General features: G+C 56.6%; 16 protein-coding genes and 1 tRNA gene. 4 read left to right on the plus strand and 13 right to left on the minus strand.

Going from position 1 to position 19,816, the window contains the following annotated elements:
- The first annotated feature begins 213 nt into the window (after positions 1 to 213).
- Genes JMF94_RS12955 through JMF94_RS12965 form a run of 3 tightly spaced genes read left to right on the plus strand, consistent with a single transcriptional unit; the run spans position 214 to position 2,519 of the window.
- Positions 214 to 1,107: an ornithine carbamoyltransferase gene (locus JMF94_RS12955; protein WP_240825582.1), complete on the plus strand. Its 894-nt coding sequence runs from the start codon at positions 214 to 216 to the stop codon at positions 1,105 to 1,107.
- Between the two features lie 3 nt (positions 1,108 to 1,110).
- Entirely contained in the window at positions 1,111 to 2,013 is a 903-nt protein-coding gene (locus JMF94_RS12960) for a threonine/serine exporter family protein (protein ID WP_240825584.1), read from the plus strand.
- Positions 2,010 to 2,519 carry a threonine/serine exporter family protein gene (locus JMF94_RS12965; protein ID WP_240825586.1) on the plus strand — a complete coding sequence of 170 codons (510 nt, stop codon included), beginning with the start codon at positions 2,010 to 2,012 and terminating at the stop codon, positions 2,517 to 2,519. The genes JMF94_RS12960 and JMF94_RS12965 overlap by 4 nt, the downstream gene beginning before the upstream one ends.
- A 213-nt stretch (positions 2,520 to 2,732) precedes the next feature.
- On the opposite strand, the gene JMF94_RS12970 is transcribed toward JMF94_RS12965, so the two are convergent.
- From JMF94_RS12970 to JMF94_RS13015, 10 genes are all read right to left on the minus strand, one after another.
- Positions 2,733 to 3,707 carry a rhomboid family intramembrane serine protease gene (locus JMF94_RS12970; RefSeq protein WP_240825588.1) on the minus strand — a complete coding sequence of 325 codons (975 nt, stop codon included), beginning with the start codon at positions 3,705 to 3,707 and terminating at the stop codon, positions 2,733 to 2,735.
- 57 nt (positions 3,708 to 3,764) lie between these two features.
- A complete protein-coding gene (gene rpmB, locus JMF94_RS12975) occupies positions 3,765 to 3,974 on the minus strand; it encodes a 50S ribosomal protein L28 (RefSeq protein ID WP_027180796.1) in 210 nt (69 codons plus the stop codon).
- A 269-nt stretch (positions 3,975 to 4,243) separates the two neighbouring features.
- Entirely contained in the window at positions 4,244 to 4,789 is a 546-nt protein-coding gene (locus JMF94_RS12980) for a nitroreductase family protein (RefSeq protein WP_240825590.1), read from the minus strand.
- Positions 4,790 to 4,870: 81 nt separating this feature from the next.
- Positions 4,871 to 8,038, minus strand: a complete 3,168-nt coding sequence (locus JMF94_RS12985; RefSeq protein WP_240825593.1) for a chemotaxis protein CheA — start codon at positions 8,036 to 8,038, stop codon at positions 4,871 to 4,873.
- Positions 8,039 to 8,107: 69 nt separating this feature from the next.
- The gene (locus JMF94_RS12990; protein WP_022658680.1) at positions 8,108 to 8,476 is read right to left on the minus strand and encodes a response regulator; all 369 of its coding nucleotides are present in this window, start codon (positions 8,474 to 8,476) and stop codon (positions 8,108 to 8,110) included.
- Positions 8,477 to 8,587: 111 nt separating this feature from the next.
- Positions 8,588 to 9,289 carry a chemotaxis protein CheW gene (locus tag JMF94_RS12995; protein WP_192111581.1) on the minus strand — a complete coding sequence of 234 codons (702 nt, stop codon included), beginning with the start codon at positions 9,287 to 9,289 and terminating at the stop codon, positions 8,588 to 8,590.
- Positions 9,283 to 10,059: a ParA family protein gene (locus JMF94_RS13000; RefSeq protein ID WP_240825595.1), complete on the minus strand. Its 777-nt coding sequence runs from the start codon at positions 10,057 to 10,059 to the stop codon at positions 9,283 to 9,285. The genes JMF94_RS12995 and JMF94_RS13000 overlap by 7 nt, the downstream gene beginning before the upstream one ends.
- 10 nt (positions 10,060 to 10,069) lie before the next feature.
- Positions 10,070 to 10,948 (minus strand): protein-glutamate O-methyltransferase CheR, encoded by an 879-nt coding sequence (locus JMF94_RS13005; protein WP_240825697.1) that lies wholly within the window; start codon positions 10,946 to 10,948, stop codon positions 10,070 to 10,072.
- A gap of 650 nt (positions 10,949 to 11,598) precedes the next feature.
- Positions 11,599 to 13,530, minus strand: a complete 1,932-nt coding sequence (locus JMF94_RS13010; protein ID WP_240825597.1) for a HEAT repeat domain-containing protein — start codon at positions 13,528 to 13,530, stop codon at positions 11,599 to 11,601.
- Positions 13,531 to 13,553: 23 nt separating this feature from the next.
- Positions 13,554 to 14,618, minus strand: coding sequence for a chemotaxis response regulator protein-glutamate methylesterase (locus JMF94_RS13015; protein WP_240825599.1), 1,065 nt, complete (start codon positions 14,616 to 14,618; stop codon positions 13,554 to 13,556).
- A 126-nt stretch (positions 14,619 to 14,744) separates the two neighbouring features.
- On the opposite strand from JMF94_RS13015, the gene JMF94_RS13020 reads away from it, so the two are divergent.
- Positions 14,745 to 14,822: transfer RNA gene (locus JMF94_RS13020), tRNA-Pro, on the plus strand.
- 333 nt (positions 14,823 to 15,155) lie between these two features.
- Here the strand turns inward: JMF94_RS13020 and JMF94_RS13025 are convergent.
- The 3 genes from JMF94_RS13025 to JMF94_RS13035 form a co-directional block, all read right to left on the minus strand.
- The gene (locus JMF94_RS13025) at positions 15,156 to 16,382 is read right to left on the minus strand and encodes an LL-diaminopimelate aminotransferase (protein WP_227118498.1); all 1,227 of its coding nucleotides are present in this window, start codon (positions 16,380 to 16,382) and stop codon (positions 15,156 to 15,158) included.
- Between the two features lie 14 nt (positions 16,383 to 16,396).
- Positions 16,397 to 17,254 carry a diaminopimelate epimerase gene (dapF, locus tag JMF94_RS13030; RefSeq protein ID WP_022658687.1) on the minus strand — a complete coding sequence of 286 codons (858 nt, stop codon included), beginning with the start codon at positions 17,252 to 17,254 and terminating at the stop codon, positions 16,397 to 16,399.
- A gap of 325 nt (positions 17,255 to 17,579) precedes the next feature.
- Complete coding sequence (locus JMF94_RS13035) at positions 17,580 to 19,772, minus strand: glutamine synthetase III (protein ID WP_240825601.1); 2,193 nt, start codon at positions 19,770 to 19,772, stop codon at positions 17,580 to 17,582.
- Positions 19,773 to 19,816 lie beyond the last annotated feature (44 nt).

Consider the following 19,816-nt stretch of genomic DNA (forward strand, 5'->3'; position numbering starts at 1 on the left):
GTGGATTAAATCACAAGTATTCAATGGGTATTAATGTGACAAGATCCACTATTCTCTTTTTTTTCAGCGTGTTAAAAAAATGTTTCGCAAAAGGCGCATAAGGGTTTGTGATGCATGCTGCTTTTTGTACTTTGCTGGACAGAATTTTCACGCATTGATAGAACAGTATCGCGGGCTCAAGATGCTGTATGTGACGACCGTCACGGAGGATCTATGGCAAGACATATTTTAAATATCAAAAGTCTTGGTGAAAAGGCGTCCTGGCTGCTGGTGCAGCAGGCATTGGGCATGCCGGAACCGAAGCTGCAAACAGACTTTATGGCGCAGCGCGTGGCCCTGCTGATGTTTTCGCAGCACTCCCTGCCTGAGAGGCTTTGCGTTTCCGCCGCTGTGCGGCAAATGGGCGGCAATGTCGTGTACGAGGGCAGCCGTGGCAGCTGGCGCAATGAAATGAACGATTATCAGGAACAGCTCCTGCCCGTTTTCAGCTACTACATTGACTGCATGTACATGTACGGCATGCCAGTGAGCGGGTGGGACATGGAGGCATCGTGCCTGCGCTTCCCGCTTATCAATGCGGGCAGCCCGGATGCGCATCCGGCGCATGCGCTGGCCGACATCGCCTGCATGTTGCGCAATTCGCGCTATCTTGACGGCGTGACCTGCGGCTGGCTGGGCTGCGTCAACGGTACGCTGCATTCATTGATGGCGGCAACGGCATGGTTTCCCATTTCACTGCGTATTGCAGTGCCGTCCCGCGTGGATCCCGCGCCGCTCAAAGAAGCTGCGGAGCGCTACGGGTCGCGCATTACCATTGTGGATAGTGTGGAAGAGGCCGTGCGCGGCGTCAACTATGTTTTTGCGGGCTGCCGTAGCGGCCTGACGGACGAAGAACGCGAAAGCTGGCAGGTGACGCCGGAACTGCTCGCCAAGGCGGCGCATGACGCGCATCTTATGCTGAGTGCTTCGCCCATAGCGGCGATTCGTGTTGACGATTCCATTCTGGCCAGCAAGGCCTCACTGCTGGTGCAACAGGCAGAATACCGTTTGCGGGTTCACAAGCGCATGCTGCACTGGGTTTTTCTTGATAATGAAAGCGGGATCTAGTTTATGGGTTTGCAAAACGGGCAGGGCGGTCTGAATACGCTGTCTGCATTGGCGGCGGATTCGACTGAGGCGGGCGGGGCAGAGGCCAGTACCGAGAAGGCCGATGCCGCTTGCGGAACAGAACATAACGTTCTGACTGCCAAAGAGCTTATTGAGTTCATACAGGTTTATGCTTCCACATTGCTTGCGGCGGGCGGGCAGACTTCACGAGTTGACCGCACCGCCTGCCGCATTGCACAGGCATATGGTTTTGAGGTGGAACTGGCCATATTCCCCAAGCACCTCATGCTTTCGGTCATCAAGCCTGCCGAAGGGGGCATTCCGGCGGAGCGACGCACTGCGGTCAGCTCCATTGTGTCTGGCGCGCCCAATTTTCAGCGGGTGGCGGCGCTCAATGCCCTGAGCTGGAGCATTGCCGATGACAACCTCAGCCTTGCCAAGGCGCGCGAGCATTTCAGCGCAATCTGCGCGGTGCCCACGCTTAATTCCGGGTTGCTGCGCTTTCTTGTGGCCTGCGCCAATGCCGCCTTTTGCGGTTTGTTCAACGGCGACGCAGTGGCTATGGGGCTGGTTTTCTGCGCAACCTTTCTGGGCTTTTATCTGCGGCAAAAGTTGCTGCACTGGGGCCTTGACCTGAAGGTCACGTTTTTTCTCTGCTCGTTCGCTGCTTCTCTGGTGGCGTCGCTGGGCGTGCTGCTGCATCTGGGCAACACGCCGCAAACGGGCATGGCTGCAAGCGTGTTGTTTCTCATCCCCGGCATTCCCCTGATCAACGCCATGCTGGATATTCTTGACGGGCATGTGCTCATGGGCGTTTCGCGGCTGATTCAGGCCAGTACGCTCATTATCTGCATTGCTCTGGGGCTGGCTACAACCATGCTGCTGATGGGGGTGGATTCGTTATGATGCTGGTTGACTGTCTTGCGGATGGCGCGCTCGCAGCTGTTGCCGCAGTTGGGTTTGCGGCCATTTCGCGGCCCACCAAGCGGATTGCCGTCATGGCTGGCCTGCTTGCCGCCACAGGCCACATGAGCCGTTTTTTGCTGTTGCAGGCCGATATGGGGATTGCCAGCGCCTCGCTCTGCGCCGGGTTGATTATTTCCTTTTGCAGCATGCCCATTGCGCGCCGCTGCCATACCCCGGCGGAAATGTTTGTGTTCCCCGCGCTGCTGCCCATGATTCCCGGCATGTTCGCCTACAAGGCCATTCTGGCGACCTTGCAGTTTCTCAACACTGCCGGGACGCCTCAGGGCCAGACTGTACTTGTCAGCGTTGTCTACAACGGACTCACTGCATTTTTCATCATGTGCGCCCTGGCTATCGGGGCCATACTGCCTCTGCTCCTTTTCCACCGCGAAGCGCCGCTTGGGCGTACATTGCACAAGCTGAGCCAGGGGGGCAACGCGGTCTGAATCAGGCGCTTTGCCTTGGCAAGAACAGTGTTGCCGTGCTGCTCAGGGCAGGCATAAAGAGGACGGGAGCTGGTCTGGCGGAAGGATAGTGGGTGAGAAGGCGCTGGTCTGCTCTGATTTGGGCTGATTCTGGCAGATATGCGGCGATCAAAAATACAGCCAAAAAATCATGATCCTGATGTGCGAGTTCACGTCAGGATCTTTTTTGCTCAGTCAGTTGCGCATGGCGGCAAAGGCCCACCACCATGCAGCGGCGCAGATCAGGGCCGTGAGCGCCCCCGCCATCCATTGGTTCAACCTCTTACGGCAGTTCCGCACCTGACAGGCTTCAAGCGCGCCCAGCGCCAGCCCACAGCCAAGCCCGGCAAGATGCGCGGCATAGTCGGTATTTTCACCTTCAGTGCCGAGCATGGCCAGCAAGGCGGCTCCGGCAGCCACTGGCAGCATGGCCTTGCGTTTGCCTTGTTGCTGGCAGGCCATGTAGCCGGAAATAACCCCAATGCTGGCAAACAGCGCCGTGGAAAATCCCATGCTCAAAACCGGGTGGGGTCGCAACAGCACGGTCAGGGCATTGCCCAGCGCGCCTCCCAGCAGCGTGAGCCACAAGGCTCTGCCAACGCCGGTCATACGGGCCAGCAGGGTCATAAATATAGCCCCAAAGGCCATGTTGCCGCAAAGGTGGGTAAGGCTGGCATGAAGGGTAAGGGCGGTGACGGTTCTGTACCATTCGTTGAAAACGCGAACCCGCACGGCGTCAAGAATGCCCGCGCTGCTCCACATGTCTGGCGGTGGCAGTACTGCGGGGACAGGCCACCAGCCCACGCGCCAGCCGTGCCAGAGAATGAGCGGCAGCAGCGCCAGTATTGTCATGTAGGCATGAGGAAAAACCCGCAGCGGCAGAGGCTGGGCAACTGGTGCGGCGTTCTCGCGTACAAAGTCCCCCAGTTCCATGAGGGCAATGTTTTCAAACAGCGCGGGCACATAAATGTATTCCCTGCCGTTCATCGGGACGGTCTGGTGCGGGATATTGCAGGCATTGAGCACAAGCAGCCATTCACGAAAGCGTGCGTAGCCCGTGGTGCCTTGCAGGCTGGCAACCGGGCGCCAGTCGAGAGGCAGGCTGTTGGGCCTGCGGCGGGCGCGCCAGTGGCGCGAAAAGGCAAAAATTTTCGGTGGAATTGTGCGCATATGCAAAAAAGCCCCGGCAGAAACCTGTCGGGGCTGAAAGCTGCAAAAGAAGGTCAGTTAGGCCTGCTTACGCACCGTGGGCTTAACAACAACGCCAGAGCGAAGGCAACGGGTGCAGACGGAAAGGGTCCGCACGCTGCCGTCGGGGAACTGGTGACGCACGCGCTGCAAATTGGGATTGAAGCGACGCTTGGTCTTAATGTTGGAGTGGCTCACAAGATTGCCGACCTGGGGCTTTTTGCCGCAAAAGATGCATTCCTTGCTCATACATTCCTCCGTATATGCAAAAAAATAGTTCAATTCAAATGCGGCAAGAACAAAGCCCGCGCCGAAAAATGACAGCGTTGCATGTGGGCATAACCGCGCGAAAAGGTCATATAGCTCATGCAGCATGGAAAGGCAAGAAATTTTCTCAAAAAAAGGCGACTGCGCTTCAAGTGCGGGCTTGCCAGCCCGTCATTGAGCTGGAAAGACTTTAACACTCTGGAACAACGCAATTTTTCAAGCCAATCCGCAGGAGCAGGCTACTGTGCAATTCAGAAGTAATCCCGGTGAGTACGCGCCCAGTCAGACGCGTCAAGCTCTCGCGGCTTTTTTACTTCGTCCTTGTGCCCAATGGCCACGAGGCAAAGTACGCCATAATGACCGGGAATGCCAAGTGTTTTTCTCACTTCAGCCTCGGCGGAAGCTGCGCCGTTGGTGCGCAGGCGCATCTGCACCCATGTGGAGCCAAGGCCCAGACGCTCCACTTCCAGTTGCACCAGAATGGCAACAATGGAGGCATTTTCAACCCATACGTCCGATTTGTCAGTATCGGCCACCACCGCCAGTACCAGAGGGGCAGTGCGCAGGGGCATGGTGCCGGAATCGCGGCAATCTGCCAGCGCGGCAATAACAGCCTTGTCGCGTACGGCCACCAGCTCCACAGGGCGGGTATCCTTGGATGAAGGGGCCAACAGGCCGGCCATAAGCAGTTTTTCCAGATGTTCATCGCTCACGGCTTGATCGGTGAATTTGCGTATGCTGCGGCGGTTGCTCAACAGTTCCAGCATGACTTTATCCTTTTGTGGCAGGTGCGGCATGGCGCCGCCGGCTGAAAAAAAAGCACGGGCGGCGGGCGCGGATATCCAATGGAAAAGGGGGCCTTGTGGCCCCCTGTAGCATTACATTCTTACTGAAACCGGCTGCTTGCCCTGTTCGCCCCCGGCGCCGATGGAGGGAGCTTTGGAGGTTGCCATTATGTATATTTCGTGCGGGTCAAGAATCAGGATGACCGAACCATCGCCCATGATGGTTGCGCCCGAAATACCCTTGAGATCGCCAAGGTATGCGCCAAGGGGTTTGATAACGATTTCCTGCCGTTCCAGAAGCCGATCGACCACAAGGCCCAGACGGCGGTCGTTGTCGTGGATGACAACCACGGAAAGCACATCTGGCAGAGGATCAGTGCGGGGCAGGCCCAGCATTTCTGAAAGCTCCACAACACCAAGCACTTCACCGCGCAGGGTTACGGCCTTGCGACCCTTCACATCCGTGAGGCGTTCGGCTTCAATCTTGGTGGTTTCAGAGACAGCATCAAGGGGGATGGCGTACATCTGTCCGGAAACATTGACCATAAGCGCATCAATGATAGCCAGGGTCAGGGGCAGACTCAAGGTGAAGCGCGTTCCCTTGCCAACCTCTGAATACGTGCTGACGCTGCCCTTGAGGTTCTTGATGTTGGTGCGCACCACGTCCATACCCACGCCACGGCCTGAAATATCAGTGATTTTTTCAGCCGAGGAGAAACCGGGGGCAAAGATAAGCTCCAGCGATTCGCGGTCATCAAGTTGTGCGGCTTCCTCAGGGGTGATGACGCCCTTGCGGATGGCAACTTCGCGCATTTTTGCGGGGTCAATGCCCTTGCCGTCGTCTTCGATTTCAATGGCGACAGAGTTGCCCTTGTGGAAGGCGCGCAATACGACCTTGCCCTTGGCGGGCTTGCCCGCAGCGAGGCGCTGGTCTTCTGGCTCAATACCGTGGTCAACAGAGTTACGGATAAGGTGGACAAGCGGATCGCCGATGACTTCAACAACGCTCTTGTCCAGTTCTGTTTCTTCACCTTCCATGACCAGATCCACTTCCTTGCCGCTTTTGCGCGAAAGGTCGCGCACCAGCCGGGGGAAGCGGGAAAAGACCGAAGAAACCGGCACCATGCGCACCTTCATGATGGTGTCTTGCAGATCGTCAGAAATGCGCGCCATGGCGTAGGTGGTTTCAGAAAGGCTCTGGGCGACCTGAGAAATATCCACGTCATGCCCGGTGTCTTCAAGCGAACGGGCGATGAGGGTGTACCTGTTACGGTTGATGATGAGTTCGCCAATAAGATTCATCAGGTGATCAAGGCGTTCATGGTCAACTCGGATGGTGGACGAACCCTTGTGGTTCTCGGCAGCCGGGGCCGCAGCTTGCGCCGCAGGCTTTGCCGCAGCCGGAGCCGCTGGTTTGGCTGGTGCCGCAGGCTTGGCAGGTGCAGCGGGCTTGGCAGCTTGCGCCGCAGGTTTTGCGGGCGCAGCGGGCTTTGCCGCCGCAGGGGCGGCGGGTTTGGCAGGTTCGGCGGCGGGCTTGGGTGCCGGGGCCTCCTGCTTTGGGGCAGCCGGAGCCGCCGCAGGCGCGCTCTGTTCTGCTGTGCTGGCCGGGGCGGCCTGTTCTTTTTCGATCTTGGGTTCGGCTTCAGATGCAGCAGGCTTTTCGTCCGCTGGTGAGGCCGGGCTGGGAGCCGCAGCAGGCGCAGCAGCCGAGGGGGCGGCCTTGGCCGGGCCGTCCAGCGCAAGCTGGACCATGTCCTTGATGATGGAAACTTCCTGATCCAGCAGGTCAACCATCAATTCAAAATCAATACCGCTGATGCGCCCCTGGTCCACTATGCCAGCCGTGCGCTCAGCGTAAACCTTGATGTCTTCAAATTCCATGAAGGCGCAGGCGTTCTTGACCGCAATCAGGCAGCGGTACAGGGCATCAATGGAATCTTTGTGGCTGCCGTCTTTCTTGAGTGTTTCCAGAGCGGCATGAATAATTTCAAACTGCTGGCGCACCGTGACGCGAAAGGCCTCGGTATCATCGTTTTCAGCGCCAACGGCAAAAAATGTCGGCGTGACCACTTCAACCGGAGCGTGGGATTCTGCGGCGGCAGGAGCTTCCTGCTCGCTGCCCTCCTGCTCTGCGTTTTCCTGGCTCTCGTCAGCTTCGTGGCTACCGTTGCCGTTCTGGCTGGCCTGAGCGTCAAGAAGTTCTTGCGGCAGGGAAATGGGACCGCCTGTCTGGGCTTCCTGAAGCTGCTTGACCACGGGAGAGATGTTGAAAGGCGTGGCTGAACCCGCTTCAATATTGATGCGCTGCACCAGAGCTTCCAGCACGTCAACCACGAGAAGCAAAAGGTCTATCAGCTCGTGGGTGGGCGTGATTTTGCCCTGGCGGACATTGTTGAGCAGGGTTTCTGCTTCGTGCGTGAGCGAATTCAGTTCGCTGTAGCCGATAATGCCGCTGTTGCCCTTCATGTTGTGGAAGAAACGGAAAATATCGTTGACCAGTTCATCTCGTCCAACGGGATTTTCTTCCAGATCCAGGAGGGAACTTGTGAGGTTTTCGATGGTGTCGTTGGACTCATCGATAAAATCTTTCAGGTGCCCTTCGCCAAAGGCGGTGAGGGTATACGTGGGCAGATCAGGCAGCGTCTGCACCCAATCCTTGCCAGACATGGCTGTAAACTCTGCTTCGTCTCCGGCTGTGGCGGCTGCGTCATCGTTGCTGCTTTCGCTATACGTTTCCGCAGCTTCATCCGCCGTGGGCAGTTCATCACTAATGGCAGGGTCTTCAACAACCGAGGCAGGTTCGACAATCTCTTCTTCTGGTTGCGGCTCTGCTTCAGGCTCAGCCGCCACAGGCTGCGGCGCTGTTTCGCCAGCCATGATGGCATCAATCTGAGCCATGATGTGCCCAATCTCCACTTCGCCTTCGGCATTGGTGGATTCAAGATTGTCAATCATCTGGCGCAGGGCATCGGTGGATGCCAGAATGACATCCATGATCTCCGAGGTGACAACCATGGTGCCTTTGCGCAGTTCGTCCAGAATATTCTCAGACTTGTGCGCAAGCTGATTGATGCGGTTCAGCCCCAGAAAACCCGATGCGCCCTTGAGGGAGTGCATGGGCCGAAAGATATCATTCAGCAGAGCAAGATTGTCCGGCGCCTTCTCAAGCTCAAGAAGGTTAGGCTCGATGGTTTCGAGATGTTCTTTGGCTTCCGCGATAAAATCGGCGAAAAGTTCCGGATCAAAAAATTCCTGGCTCATAACCTGTACCTTTATATGGCTGAAAGCACACTATTGTCCGAATTGGACACATACTGTCTTTCTTATCGGCTATCCCAGAAGCATCTTTATATTACGGACCATTTTTTCAGGCTGTGCCGGTTTTACCATATACAGGTTGGCGCCGAGGCTCATGCCGGTCTGGATGTCCTTTTCCTGCCCTTCGGTTGAAAGAACAATGATAGGAATATCCTTATAGGCATCCTGAGCGCGGATGGTCTTGATAAACGTGAAACCGTCCATGCGGGGCATGTTCACGTCCGAAACAATCAGGTCGACCGGCTCAAGGCTGTAAAGCTTTTCAATAGCGTCAAGGCCGTCCTCAGCGGTGCTTACCTTGAAGCCTTCGCCCTTGAGAACAAAGGCTACCAGGTTACGGATAGTCTTGGAGTCGTCTACGACCATAATATGTTTTTTCATAGGTGATCCTGTCCGTCTGTTGTTGGCTGCCGTACAAAATTTCACCGAACTCTAGAGATTATTCAGACTATTGGCAAGTCGGAGCGTGTGCTATTTCAGCTGGGCAGACGATCAGACTTCAATAAGTTTGTCGACAATCAGTTCCGGGTCGATAATTCCGTGGAGGCGCTCCTTGATATTGGCGAGGCCACACAGAAAATCTGCCCCTTCGCCAAGTTGCGCCTCAATATTCCAGCTGATGCTGTCTTTTGAAACCATGTACATGGTGTGTATTTTGTCTATAATAAGGCCAAGCTGCATATCTTCTGTGCCGCAAACGATGATAAAGCTTTTTTCGGTATAGCGCTTTGTCTGGTCTGTGGTCAGCAATGCATCCAGGTGAAGCAGTGGCGTAACCTTCCCGCGCAGATTGACAACGCCAGCAATAAAGGGCGGTGCCATGGGAAGCCGGGTCAGCGGCATGTAACGCAGTACCTCAACAATTACCGGTACTGGCAGCAAAAAAACCTGTTCGCGCACATAGAACGAAACCATCTGTACCTGTTCTTCTGCCGCAAGCCTTGTGCGCAATGAAGGCCGGGCGGTTTCCGCCTCTGCATGCCCGGCATGATGAGCTGGGCGCGCATGGTCTTTTGCTTCTCCTGCTGCGCCAGCCATCACCTGCTCTGGTTCAAGCACCGGCATGGTCTGCAATGCATCGCTGCCCAGATATTTTTGCACAAAGGCCTGTTCCGCAGCGCTCAGCGTTGCGTCTGCCGCTTGCGGCACGGCCAGGCATTGGTCTGCAAAGTACTCTTCGGGCGTTTTTACCATAGTTTTACCACTTCTTCTGCAAGCGAATTATACCCGAGCGCTCCCTTTGAGCGGGCGTCGATATCATAAATGGTGCACCCCTGGGCGCTGGCCTCGCGAAAGTGCGTGTCCACCCCAATAACCGTTGAAAACATGGACTGCCCCATTTTGCGCCGCATCAGTTCAAGTACCCGTGTGCAGGCTTTTGCTCTCCTGTCGTACATGGTGGGCACCGCCCGGTAACGTACGGGCCTGCCCAGAGCCTTGTTCAACGTATGCAACGTGTCAAACAGCAGCTTGAGCCCGTGCAAGGCAAGAAAATCTGTCTGGATCGGAATTATCAGCAGGTCTGCGGCAACCAGCGCATTGACCAGCAGAATGCCCACATGGGGCGGACAATCCAGAATTATGTAATCGTATTCATCGCGCACATGCGTGAGGCTGCGGAGGAGCACACTTCCCTTGGCCTGACGCTCGCGAAAGTCAACTTCAAGTTCTGAAAGCCGTATGCTACCCGGTGCCACGTCCATTCCCGGCAGCGCCTGCACATGGATAAGATCGGGCCAGATCACGGGCCAGGCATCTTCCTGCGCAAGAAAAAGATCGTGCAGGCTGCAAGTGATGCCTTCGGGGTATATTCTCGCATGCAGCGTGGCGCAGGCGTGGGGGTCAAGATCAAGAACAAGAACTTTTTTCCCCATGCGGGCAAGCGCGCTGCTCAGCGAAATGGATGTCGTGGTTTTGCCGACGCCCCCTTTTTGATTGGCAATAGCCAGAACTTTTGCACACATGGTATCAGCATCAGCTCATTTTTCTGTAAACGATGGTTCCCTTGTGGTGTTCAAGCTGGAACGCGCGGCTGATGTTGTGCAGGGATTCGGAATGCCCGATAAGCAGCGCGCCATTGATTTCAAGGTTGTCGTAAAATGCGTTGATAACCTTGCGCTTCATTTCATCGTCAAAGTAGATGATAACGTTGCGGCAGAAAACAATCTGCGATTTTTCAACGCGCTTGAGCTGTTCCCTCTCGTTGAGGTTAATGGGCCCAAAGGAAATGAGCGACTTCAGTTCCGGCTTGACCCTGTACTGCGTGTCTTCCTTGATAAAGTAGGCATCCACAATTTCCTTGGGGGTCGTGCGCAGGGCATAATCGTTGTAAACACCCCGGCGGGCAGCCGCCAGCACGGCCTCAGAAAGATCGTTGGCTGTGATCTTGATATCCCAGCTGGAAAGCTCACCTTTCAGAACCTCACACAATATGATGGCAAGCGTGTAGGGTTCTTCGCCCGTGGAACAGCCCGCCGACCAGATGCGCAGCTTTTTGCGCCCAGCCTTGCGGCACTGGTCAAGAATGTCGGGCAGCACGCTTTTTTGAAAAACTTCAAGCTGCGGCGGATTGCGGAAAAAGCTTGTTTCGTTGGTTGTCACCACTTCAAAAAGCTTTGTTAGCTCTGTGCGGCGGCTGCCGTCAAAGCGCAGAAAGTTGTAATAGTCGCTGTAACTTTTAAGGTTCAGTTCCTTGATGCGGTTTGAAAGCCGGTTTTCAACAAGGTATTTTCTGTTTTCAGCGATGAAAATACCGCACTGCTGATAGATGAAATCGCGCAGTTGCAGAAATTCCTCGTCAGATATCTGCAAATCCTTGCGGAAGGGCGATGCTGCACGGGCGTTGTCTGCCATTTGCGTGGGCGAGCGAAAAGCCGCAGCAGGGGTGAGCGGCGGACGCATGGCGCTGGTTGCTGGTGCGGTTTGCGCGGGCCGTGTGGCTCCAAGGCCGCCCGCAGCAGGCGCGGGGCTTGCAGTGCGCGGGGGCAGGGCCGACCCCAACGGAGGCCGTGTTGTTTGCCCCAGGCCTGACTGTCCTAACCCAGTTTGCCCGAGAGGCGGCCGCGTTGTCGCACCAGACAGCCCGGTTGCTGTCTGACCAAGCCCGGATTGTCCAAGGCCGGATTGACCAATTCCAGATTGTCCAAGGGGCGGTCGCGTTGCCGCAGGCGCAACGGGGCTGGTGGAACCGCCTGCTGGCGCTGTGCCACCCAATCCTGTGCCAGCGCCTGCACCCGCCGGTGTGCGGAATGCAGAACCTGTCAGGCCTGCGCCTTGCGCCGGGCTTGCAGGGGCAGGAGCCGTTGTTCTGAATGGCGAGGCCGGAGCGGGCGCAGATGGTCTGGCAGCCGGAGCGGCCGGCGCTGCCCCGGGCGTTGGCGTCACGCCAAGCCGTGGACGTTGCTCTGCGGGAGTAGTCGCGCCGCCAGCAGATGAGCCGTTGCCGCTGTTCTGGGCAGAGCCGAGCGGGCTTTTGGGAAATAACGTAGGGGGCTGAGACATACCTACTCCTGTTCGGCCTGGATCGTTGCCACCGCTTCTTCCGCTGCATGCTGGATATCCGGGTCTTCATGATTCATCAAACCCAGCAGCACGCTAAAGGCCACATTGCCGCCGATCTTACCAAGAGCCTCAATAATTTTGAGGGCCACCATGGGGCTTGAACTCTCAAGCATTTGCGCCAGTTGCGGAACGGCATTGGCTACCTTGTGCATGCCCAGCGCATCAATGGCGCGTATGCGAACCCATTCATTTTCATCATCAAGCCCATTGAGCACATAGGGCAGCACAGTTGGGGAAGCGAGCTGCCCAAGCAGGTCAATTACTGCAAGGCGAACATCCTTGTCTTCATCTGTAAGGCGGGGCAGCAGCAGGGGCAGGTATCCCTCGGCCTGTTCGCCAAGACTCTGGAAGGATTCCACCGCCACCTGCCGCGTGCGGGGCGATTCATCTTCAAGCGCTGCCGTTATTTCAGGCAGATTTTCTACAATGCCGTAACGGCCAAGGGCGTAAACGGCCATCATGCGCTGCATGGGATCTTCGCTCTTGGCGCGCTCCTTGAAGCGTTCGTTCAGCTTGGCGCTGTGCAGGTTGATGCAGGCTTCCAGCGCCATTTCCTTAACATCCACATAGCGGTGATCCAGCTGGGCGAAGACAAGGTCTTCCACATCAGGGCAGGTGGGCTGGTTGCCAAAGAAGACCAGTGCACTCTTAAGAACTTCCGCGTCTTCTGAATCATTCATGATGGTGATGAAGAACGGGGAGTCGGCGCAGTCGCCAAGTTGGGCCAGTTCCGCTGCTGCCATGCGCTGCAGTTCCGGGCTGGCATCCCAGAAAATATTCTTGAGATCAGGCACGCAACGGCGGTCTGCCATAAGATGGCAGGCCTCCATTGCCAGCAAGGTGCGCGATTCATCAACGCTGTTCAGGGCATCGCGTACGGAGTCATTGTAGCCGATGGCGGCTATGGCCTTGATGGCGGCTTCATAGAGTTCATCCTGGCGTTCCCTGTCGAGTGTGGCGGCCATGTTGATGATGTCCTCGGTGCACGCGTCCGAGCCGATGGCGCTCAGGCCTTGCAGGGAGGCCAGCAAAATGTCTTCATCATTGTCTGTAAGGGCGTCAAGCAGGTAGGAACGCAGCCTCTCCTGGGATTTGCCAGCCAGCAGCGACAAGCCCCGTCCGTTGAGAATCTGCACGATAGCTTTGACAATCTTGTGTCTCAGGGCTTCGCGAACATTTTCAAGTGAACTGAAGAGCAGGGGAATGGACTTTACATCGCCCATGTCGCCAAGGGCGTCCACAATGGCCGAACTCACAAGGGACGAGGCCTGGGAAAGCAGTTTCACAAGAGCGCTGGCGGCGGAGTAGTCCTTGATTTTCGCAAGGGCTTCCACCACGGCAAACTGCACCCATTCCTCATCGTGCATGGCCTGGCACAGGGAGTTGACGGCTTCGGGAAAAGCCAGTGTGCCAAGGCTCACAGCAGCCTGATAACGCACGTTCACTTCCGGATCTTTAAGCAGGGCGCGGCAGAGCAGCAGACAGGACTGGTGCGTACGGCAGTATCCCAGAATATCTGTGATAAATATCCGCAAATCTGCATCGTCGTGCTGCAGGTAGGGCTGAATGCTCTCAATGCTGTCCGAGCCGATTTCGCGCAGAATGTCCATGGCCACGTTGCGCACAGGGGCTTCGTCGCTGCTCAGGAGCGGCAGCAGAGCTACAACCACCTGAGGCCCGCGAATTTTGCGCAGGGCGTATTCCGCTGCTTCCTGTACGCCCACACTTGGGCTTTTGATGTGTTCGCAGAGCATGGGAACGGCATCCTGGAGGCCCTGATCGCCAGCGCTGAATGCCGCGTCGCGAATCGCGTCATTTTCGCCCGACTTCAGGGCTTCAAGAATTGCTTTGTGCTGTGGATTTTCCATGTTCATAGTCATGTCCTGCTACGGTGGGGTCAGCCTCTGACCGTTGTTATGATGGCGTTGGCAATATCATCCACATCGAGAATGAGGTTGGCGAGCTTGTTGTCTACAATCGCCTTGGGCATACCGTAAACGACACAGGAAGCCTCATTTTGCGCTATAAGGCAGCCGCCCTTCTCTTTAAGAACCTTGGCCCCTTCGCATCCGTCTGAACCCATTCCGGTAAGAATCGCGCCAAGCGTGCGTCTTCCCATTGCTTTGCCCGCAGTTTCAAAAAGCACGTTTGCCGAAGGTTTGTAAAGGGCATCTCGTGGTTCTTCTGCAACAAAGATTTCTGGCAACGGGCCGCGCATGCGAATACCCAGATGTTTGCCGCCAGGGCAGACATACGCATGGCCAGTTTTGAATTTGTCACCGTCCTGGGCTTCGGTAACGCCGATCTTGCAAACACTGTCGAGGCGCTTGGCAAACGGATTTGTAAAAGCCGCCGGCATATGCTGCGCAATAAGTATGCAGGCCGGAAGATCCGCAGGCAGTGCCGAAAGAATCTTTTGCACCACTGGCGGCCCCCCGGTGGATACGCCGATTACAACCAGATCGCGCGGCCCGGTGCAGGGCGTTTGCACATAATCCGCAGGCTGCGAAGGCTGAGGGCGTGGAACTGGAACCTGAATTTGATTGATGCGCCTGTATTTAAGTTTGATGATGGTTTTGCGCCGTGCGATAGCCCGCACTTTGCGCTGCAGTTCCGCCCCAAAACACTCCCGGTCGCAGCTCATAGTTTTGGGAATAAAATCAAGTGCGCCGTACTCTAATGCCTTTAATGTGCTTTCCGCGCCGCTCTGCGTGAGAGAGCTGACCATCAGCACGGGAATAGGAGTCTTTTTCATCAACTGCTGCAAAACTCCAAGGCCATCAAGCCTTGGAAGGTCAACATCAAGCGTCATTACGTCAGGATCAAGTTCTTCGGCTTTTTCCAGGGCCTCCTGACCGTTGCGGGCTGTGCCCACAACCTTGATTTCAGAATCCTGCTCGAGAAGTGAAGTAATGGTGTTGCGCATAAAGGTTGAATCATCAACCACGAGGACACTGATCATAGGATAAGCTCACTCCAAAAAATTCTCTCTCTATCTAGTTTTTGTATGCTACGTCAGGCATTATTTTTTTACAAATAAAAAATTACTTGCCAAACTACTCAGTCTCGCTTATGTTCCCTCTCTCAACGGGATGTGGCTCAGCTTGGCTAGAGCGCAGCGTTCGGGACGCTGAGGCCGCGCGTTCAAATCGCGCCATCCCGACCAGCAAAATCAAGGGTTTACGGTAACCGCCGTAAGCCCTTTTTTTGTTTTTACATCAAGCGAATCTTTCCTTTCGAGGATAAAGAGGCGCTCCATTGAAGAATGCGGCAAGCCGGAAGCAGAAATTATGCATCAGCGACAGGCCGTTATTGTCTCGCCACGATGTTTCGCAAAAATAATTTTGCGTGAATAGTATGTATTCTTATCGGCAAGAAAGCCCATTTCTTGAGGGATGCTCAGTACATCCCCCAAGAAACGGGCTTTCTTCTATTTTACGGCAACCGAGGTGGGCCTCGGATGCTTTTGGTTTCGTTGCTCTAGAGGTGCGCTGCGCGTCTAGCTCAGTGAAGCAAGGCGTTTAATGGCTTCTTCTGTATCAGCCGGGGAGCCAAAGGCTGTCAGGCGCACATAGCCTTCGCCAGAAGCGCCAAAGCCAGCGCCGGGCGTGCACACAAGAGCCGTATTGTTCAGCACGTGGTCAAAAAATCCCCAGGAGGTCATGCCGTCAGGCACGCTCACCCAGATGTAGGGAGCATTGACGCCGCCGTAGACGGAAAGACCCATGCCGGTTACAGCTTTGCGCAGGCTTTCTGCATTGCGCTGGTAGCCGTGGATAACGTCCATGACCTGCGCCCGGCCTTCCGGACTGTAGGTGGCGGCAGCGGCCCGCTGCACAATGTAGGGGCAGCCGTTGTACTTGGTGCACTGGCGGCGGTTCCAGAGGCCGTTGAGCGCAACCTTGCCGCCCTTGCCATCGCTGACCTGAAGCGCCTTGGGCACAACAGTATAGGCGCAACGCAGGCCGGTGAAGCCGGCGGTTTTGGAGAAACTGCGGAATTCCACGGCCACTTCCTGCGCGCCTTCAAGCTCGTAGATGCTGTGGGGAACAGAGCTGTCGGTGATGTATGCCTCGTAGGCGGAGTCATACAGAATGACGCAGCCTTCGCGGCGGGCGTAGTCCACCCAACCCTGAAGCGCCTGACGCGAAAGCACAGTGCCTGTGGGGTTGTTGGGGTAGCACAGATAGATGATATCGGGCCGGGTTTTGGGAAAGTCCGGCACAAAGTCGTTTTCCTTGAGGCAGGGCAGGTACACGAGCCTGTCCCACTGCTTGCCGTCAAATTCGCCGGAACGGCCCGCCATGGCGTTGGAATCCACATAGACGGGGTAGACTGGGTCTGTCACAGCCACAATGCTGTCAGCGGCAAAAAGTTCCTGAAAATTGCCCACGTCCGACTTGGCGCCGTCGCTGACGAACACTTCATCGGCGCTCAGGTCAACGCCGCGCGCCTTGTAGTCGTGTTCCGCGATGATTTCGCGCAAAAAGGCGTAGCCCTGTTCCGGGCCGTACCCGTGAAACGTGGCGGCATCGCCCATATCGTCAGCAGCCTTGTGCAGCGCCGCAACAACGGCAGGGGCAAGGGGACGGGTCACATCGCCAATGCCCAGGCTGATGACGCGCTTTTCGGGGTTGGCTTCCTTGAAGGAGGCGACCTTGCGGGCTATTTCCGCAAAAAGATAGTTGCTTTGCAGCTTGAGAAAATTGCTGTTTACGCTGGTCATCACATTCCTCTGAATCAGATGTGGTACGTGCCGGTGAAGACGGTGACGGCTCCGCCGGTCATGTAGACATGGTTGGAAATTTCGTCCCAATGGATGTGCAGGGTGCCGCCTTTGAGCTCCACGTCAAGCTCGCGCCCGGTAAGGTTGTTGAGCACGCATGCAACCGCAACGGCGCATGCGCCGGTGCCGCAGGCAAGGGTTTCGCCCGCGCCGCGTTCCCACACGCGCATTCTCACCTTGGTGGAAGAGATCACTTCCACAAATTCGGTGTTGGTACGCTGCGGAAACAGCCTGTGGTGCTCAAAGCTGGGGCCGATCTTGGGCAGATCAAGGTCGTCTATGCCTTTCATGAACACAACCGCATGCGGGTTGCCCATGGAAACTGCGGTAATATCATAGCCAGCGCCGTCAACCTCGACAGGGCGGGCCACAAAGCGCTGGGCGCTTGTGTCGCCCTCGACCAGCACGGGAATGTTGGCCGGGGTCAGCACGGGTTCGCCCATATCAACCGTTGCGCCGCAAACCTCGCCGCCTTCAAACAGCAACCGGACGATTTTTTCCCCGGCGCGGGTTTCAACGCGGATAACATCCTTGGAAAGGATGCCGTGGTCGTGAACATATTTGCCCACGCAGCGGATGGCATTGCCGCACATTTCAGCCTCGGAACCATCAGAATTGAACATGCGCATGCGCACGTCTGAAGTGCCGGAAGGCAGAATCAGTACGAGACCGTCAGACCCGACGCCGAAATGGCGGTCACTGATCTGTCGGGCAAGGTCGTTGGGGTTCTCGACACGTTCTTCAAAGCCGTTCACATAGACATAATCGTTGCCGATGCCCTGCATTTTTGTAAAGCGCAGTGTTGCAGCCATATATACTCCTTATCATACGGGGGGCCGAAACAGGCTGCCCATAATTATCTTGGCAGTATCACAAATAAGTATTTATTCTGATTCAAGGCAAAAGTAAACACAGTGCGGCGCACCTGCCGTGAATCCAACGTGCGGCGGCGATTTAAGACGCAAAAAAAGCGGAGAGCCGCCAGACTCTCCGCTTGATGACCACTGGCCTTCGCCGTCCGTTGCGGCGAACGGCGAGGCCTGTGGCTCCCTGCGGCAGAACCGCAGGGGCCGGAGGCAAGGGGACCATCTTCCCCCCCGGGATGAGACCCCCTGCCCCCAACTATTTCTTAACGATCTAGTGAGCCCAGAGCAGTTCCGCGTACTTGGGCAGAACCCACAGGCTGTCCTCAACCAGGCGCTCAAGAGCGTCTGCATGGGTGCGGCATTCGGCCATGGCGGGCAGGATGCCGTCACGAGCGGCCTTGGCCTGTTCCAACGCACCTTCGGTGCACTGGGCTTTTTCCACGGCCTTTTCCAGCACAGTCACACCCTTCTGGAGTGCGACAATGTGGCCGCGCAGTTCGTTAAAGTATTCCTCTTCGCTTGCAGCGCCCTTGTCGCCAAGCACGGCGCGGGTCTTGATAACCGCATCGGCGGCCTTGGTCTGGGCTTCCATGCTGGGCGGCAGTACGGAAGAGCGGATCATGTCGGCCAACAGGTTGCCTTCAATGCACACGGTCTTGCTGTAGTTTTCCAGCAGGATGTCCTGACGGGAGAGAATTTCACGCTCGGTCAGGATGCCGTGACGCAGGAAGACGTTCATGACGTCGGGATCGCTGTAGTGTTCAAGAGCGGTAACGGTGTTGTTGTAGTTGGGCAGGCCGCGGCGGGCGGCTTCTTCAGCCCAGGATTCAGCGTAACCATTACCGTTAAAGACGATGGGCATGTGTTCCTTGAACAGGCGGGGCAGCAGGGACTGCAGGGCCGTGTTCAGATCGGTGCCGCCGGCAACCGAAGCTTCAAGTTCGGTGGCAATGTCATCCAGAGCGCTGGCAACAGCCGCGTTCAGGGCGATATTGACCGGAGCCACGGACTGCGAGGAACCCACGGCGCGGAATTCAAACTTGTTGCCGGTGAAGGCAAAGGGGCTTGTGCGGTTACGGTCGGAAAGATCCACGGGCAGCGGAGGCAGGGTGGAAACGCCCACTTCCATGACCGCGCTCTTCTTGTTCTTGGAACCCTTGCCGTTGATGATGGTGTCAAGCACATCGGTAAGCTGTTCGCCAAGGTAGACGGACAGGATGGCCGGCGGGGCTTCGTTGGCGCCAAGGCGGTGGTCGTTGCCAGCGCCCACGGTGCCGAGGCGCAGGGCCGCGCTGTGCATGTGCACGGCGCGCAGCACGGCGGCCAGGAATACCAGGAACTGGGCGTTGTCCACCGGCGTGGAGCCGGGGTTGAGCAGGTTGGAGCCATCAGAATCGCTGATGGACCAGTTGTTGTGCTTGCCGCTGCCGTTCACGCCCGCAAAGGGCTTTTCGTGCACCAGGCATACAAAACCGTGCTTGCCAGCCATGTGACGCATCATGTTCATGCAGAGCATGTTGTGGTCGCAGGCGATGTTGGCTTCTTCGTACACAGGGGCGATTTCAAACTGGCCGGGGGCCACTTCGTTGTGGCGGGTCTTGGCCGGGATGCCCAGCGAACGCAGCTCGTTTTCCAGATCCTGCATGAAGCTCATCACGCGGGGAGGAATGGAGCCGAAGTAGTGGTCTTCCATCTCCTGACCCTTGGGCGAGGTGGCGCCAATCAGGGTGCGGCCAGCCATCAGAAGGTCAGGGCGCAGGGCGGCCAGGTTTTTGTCCACCAGGAAGTATTCCTGCTCGGGGCCGACGTTGGCGCGCACATAGCTGGCCGTGGTGTTGCCGAAGAGCTTGAGAATACGCATGGCCTGACGCGACAGGGCCGATATGGAGCGAATGAGCGGGATCTTGCGGTCAAGAGCTTCGCCCGAGTATGAGTAAAAGTACGTCGGAATGTGCAGGGTGGCCCCGTAAGGAGCGGGGATGATGAACACCGGCACGGAGGGATCCCACGCGGTATAGCCGCGTGCTTCAAACGTGGAGCGGATGCCGCCGGAAGGGAAGGAGGAGGCGTCCGGCTCACCGCTGATCAGCATCTTGCCAGAGAATTCGCTGATAACCTGACCATCAATGGTGGGCGACAGAAAGGCGTCATGCTTTTCGGCAGTGAGGCCGGTCATGGGATGGAACCAGTGCGTGTAGTGCGTGGCGCCGTTTTCGATGGCCCAGTCCTTCATGGCGTTGGCGACAACATCAGCGATTTCGGGGTTCAGGCGTTCGCCGTCGCGGATGGTCTTGGCCAGCTTTTTGAACACATCCTTGGGAAGGCGCTTACGCATGGTGGCCAGGCCAAACACGTAGCGGCCAAAGATGTCTTCCGCGCTGCGGCCTATTTCATCAGCGCTGGTGGGGATGACCGGTGCAGTGTTCACTGCTTTGAACAAAGCCTTTTTACGGGGGGAACTCATACCCTCGTCTCCTTTCTCATGTTGTTGCTAGAATCAGGCATAGC

Origin of the sequence: Desulfovibrio sp. UIB00 (assembly GCF_022508225.1) — a bacterium.
Taxonomy (GTDB): Bacteria; Desulfobacterota; Desulfovibrionia; order Desulfovibrionales; family Desulfovibrionaceae; genus Desulfovibrio.